5 protein-coding genes are annotated in these 3,988 nt (G+C 36.8%); all 5 read left to right on the forward strand.

Features of this window, described 5'->3' with window-relative positions; all coding sequences use genetic code 11:
• The coding region (locus tag QW060_RS21740) for an NAD(P)H-dependent oxidoreductase (protein ID WP_290365128.1) at positions 1-316 on the forward strand (316 nt) is incomplete at its 5' end.
• Positions 282-824: a DUF1003 domain-containing protein gene (locus QW060_RS21745; protein ID WP_290365129.1), complete on the forward strand. Its 543-nt coding sequence runs from the start codon at positions 282-284 to the stop codon at positions 822-824. The genes QW060_RS21740 and QW060_RS21745, both read left to right, overlap by 35 nt.
• Positions 825-845: 21 nt before the next feature.
• A complete protein-coding gene (locus QW060_RS21750; RefSeq protein ID WP_290363213.1) occupies positions 846-2,054 on the forward strand; it encodes a hypothetical protein in 1,209 nt (402 codons plus the stop codon).
• A gap of 156 nt (positions 2,055-2,210) precedes the next feature.
• The gene (locus QW060_RS21755; protein WP_290363214.1) at positions 2,211-3,194 is read left to right on the forward strand and encodes an alpha/beta hydrolase; all 984 of its coding nucleotides are present in this window, start codon (positions 2,211-2,213) and stop codon (positions 3,192-3,194) included.
• 82 nt (positions 3,195-3,276) lie between these two features.
• Positions 3,277-3,988: alpha/beta hydrolase (locus QW060_RS21760; RefSeq protein ID WP_397386123.1), on the forward strand; the 712-nt coding region annotated here is incomplete at its 3' end.

The following is a 3,988-nucleotide window of genomic DNA, read 5'->3' on the forward strand; positions in this document are numbered from 1 at the left end:
TATGAAAGGCTTTTTTGACAGAGCTTTTCTTCCGGGTATTGTTTTTAAAAGTAACAAAGGCAGCCTTAGTGAAGGACTATTGAAAGGCAGAACCGGAAGAATTATAACAACAGCAGGCGATTTATCTGAAAATGTATATGAGGATGAATACAGTTCCAGCGGCCTCATACAGTTGCAAAAAGGTATTTTGGAATATTGCGGCGTTGATTCTATCCAAAACACTTTTATCGGACCCTTATATGAGCTGAAGGAAGAAGATCGAAAAAGATGGTTGGAAGAGATTGCTTCGATTGCCAAAACAGATGCAGAGCAATGAAAACCTGCGCAAGCTTCAAAAAATTGTAGCCACTACAATGGAAGAAGAGCAGCTCATCATCAATAATTTGCTACATCCACCAAAAGAAATATTATCAAGCGGACAGCGGATATCCGATAAGGTAGCGCGATTTGGCGGTAGCTGGAGATTCATCATTATTTTTACACTGGTTTTAGCCGTTTGGATTGTATTCAATACGATGGCAGCAAAAGAACTTGAATTCGATCCGTATCCGTTTATCCTTATGAATCTTGTATTGTCCTGTATTGCGGCTCTTCAGGCTCCCATTATCATGATGAGCCAGAACCGTCAGGAAGAAAAAGACCGTATGAGAGGAGAAAATGATTACCTCATCAATTTAAAAGCGGAACTCGAAATACGCAGCCTACATCAAAAACTGGATCTTTTGCTCAATGAAGAAATTAAAGCATTATATGAATCTCAGGTAGCCCAATTAAAATTACTGGAAAAACTGGAAGAGAAAATCGAAAAGATGGAAAAAAAATAAACGGATAACTACCGTTTTATAATGATGGATATAATTACTGCTCAGTCATTCAAATCACTGAAATCCATGAGTTATACTTTTCCAATGAAAGGTTATTTTTGTGATAATGTTATCAATTGTTTTGCACCAATACAAAATGTCTTTTTTATGAAAAAAATATGCCTCCAAATTCTGTTTTTGTTTCCTTTAATAGCAAATGCTCAGCATCTTGATTCATTATCGACCAACATAAGCTCTTCAGTTATTGCTGCCTACTTTGAAAAAATTGATAAAGAAGATTTTATTTATCTGGTTCCTTTTCAAAAAAAAGAATTATGGGGCTATCTTGATAAAAGAACCTTACAGGTAAGACTTCCTGCCGTTTTCGATCAGCTTGGGTTTTATAAGGGAGAAGGCTATATAGGAAGTTTTTATGACACTGTTTCCTTAACAGATTATATTGTAACTGTTGACAAGTCAGGAAAAATCAACTTTCAGATTTCTGTAATAAGCTTAATGGAAGCTTTGCCTCCCGGACTTTTTTCACGTGCTTATTCACAAAATATAGAAGTTCTTTCTTCTGCAGAAGGTAACAACGGATTTCAATATACCATGGACGAAGATTATATTGATATTACTGCTTATTCAGATTTATACCGCTCGCATGATAAAAATCAACCGCTGCTGATTCCGATGAAGATTGACAACAAAATAGTTGCCATAGCTGGCAAAAAAAGTGAAGATCCGCATCTTACCTCCTATGGCATCATTGATCCACAGGGAAACACTCTTTCTGGTTTTGATTTTAAACACAACCGAATTATCCCTATTAAAGGTACCCGTGATACCAAAGATGTATGGTTTCTGGTACAGCAGTCGAAAAATAACAATAATGCATATAGTTACCTCAACCACAAAGGATACTACCGCTTAAAGAACCAATTACCCCAATCTGTATATTATTACTACCGGTCTTCTCAAAAAGATTATCCATTCTATATGCCTCATGAGCATACGTTAGGTTATATTCTGGTGGAAAATAAAATTTTTGATCTTTACGAATTGAAACAGGAAAAACAACTCGCAGAAGAATATCAAGGTTTGTGGATTTCTTATGCAATAGCCACACCTCTGGAAAAAGATACCGTTGAAGAAAAGAGAAAAAAAGCACATCTGTATATTTGGGTAAAAAAGGAAAACAAATATTTTTACATTGATTTATATGGAAATGAATACCTGCCAATCGATTAAAATCCTGATTAAAAAAAAGAGCTTGGTATAACCAAATTTCCATTTTATGGATTAGTGATTGGGCTTGTTTTAAATTAATGTATTAAATTTATATAGTAACCTAAATCCGATCTTATAACAGAGATCGAACTATAAACCTCTAAACTCTGATACATTATGGCGCATACCAACATTCCTGCACATCAAGATCCTGAAATTTCTAAAGACATTCGTGAATTTCTAAAGGAACTCAATAATGAAGGTGGCAAACCTATGGAAGAAATGACTCCTGAAGAAGCCCGTCAGGTACTTATTGATGCTCAAAAATCTGTTGATTTTGATTATTCCGATATTGAAGAATCTGAAAGAACCATTACACAGGATGGACTTACTGTAAACATTCATATTGTAAAACCTGCGGGTTCCGGGACTAACTTACCCGTATTTATGTTTTTTCACGGAGGAGGATGGGTTTTAGGCGATTATCCAACTCATAAACGATTGGTACGTGATTTAGTTGTAAACAGCGGAGCAATTGCCGTATTTCCTGATTATACTCCCTCACCCGAAGCTCAGTATCCTGTTGCTGTAAACGAAGCCTACGCTGCTACGAAATGGGTAGCTGAAAACGGAAAAGAAATCGGTGTTGATGGCTCAAGACTTGCCGTAGCCGGTAATAGTGTTGGTGGAAATATGGCAACCGTAGTTGCGCTTATGGCTAAAGATAAAATGGGTCCAGAAATTGCCTATCAGGTTTTATTATGGCCTGTGACGGACGCGGATTTTACCCGTGAATCGTATATAAAATATGCACAGGATCGTTTTTTAACCACTCCTATGATGAAATGGATGTGGAATCATTATACGACAGATCTCAATAAACGCAAAGAAAAATATGCATCACCGCTACAGGCTACCTTGCAGGAATTAAAAAACCTGCCTCCGGCTCTGGTTCAGATTGCAGAAAATGATATTCTTCATGATGAAGGACTTGCGTATGCCCGAAAACTCGATGAAGCGGGTGTACCAACAACCATAACGGTATATAAAGGCTTTATACATGACTATGGAATGCTGAATCCGTTGGCACACATTCCGGCAGTACAGACTTCTGTACATCAGGCTTCCATTGCTTTAAAAAAAGCACTGAATCCTGAATAATACGAATGAAAAAGATCATAAATAAAAAGAGGGAAATAGCTCTCTTTTTTTTATTTTTACGGTTAATAACCTAAACTGTCTTTTGGCAGTTATAATCAATAACTTTACCCGAATATATATGAAAACAAAATGGATGCTGCTTTTATGTTCCGCCTTTTTAATTGGAATTGTATTCCTTACCGGATGTACCAAAATAAATAATACATCAAATGATCCGGTTCCGGTTCATGATACCTTTACCATTGCTTCTAAAATAGTAAATGAAAACAGAGTCATCAATGTATGGATTCCCGAAGCCTACGCGAAAGAAGGAAACCCCCTACCTGTAATGTATATGGCGGACGGAGGCGTAAAAGAAGATTTTCCTCATATTGCCAATACGTTTGCTAAATTGATCAAAGCAAAAAAAATTCCTGCCTTTATTTTAGTGGGTATTGAAAATACGCAACGCAGAAGAGATCTGACAGGACCTACAGAAGTGGCTGAAGACAAAGAAATTGCACCGGTTGTAGGCGGTTCAGAAAAATTCAGAGCTTTTTTGAAAGAAGAGCTGTTTCCTGAAATCAGTTCGCGTTATAAAACAACTTCAGACAGAGGAATATTAGGAGAATCACTTGCCGGATTATTTGTTATGGAAACATTCCTGTTACAGCCTGATATGTTTACTTATTATATCGCATTTGACCCTTCATTGTGGTGGAATGACAATGCTCTTGTAAAAGCAGCCAAAAATACCCTTGGACATTTACCGGCAGATAAAAAAACGGTTTGGTTTGCCGGTTCTTCAGATATCG

The sequence above is a fragment of the Paenimyroides ceti genome (genome assembly GCF_030409925.1).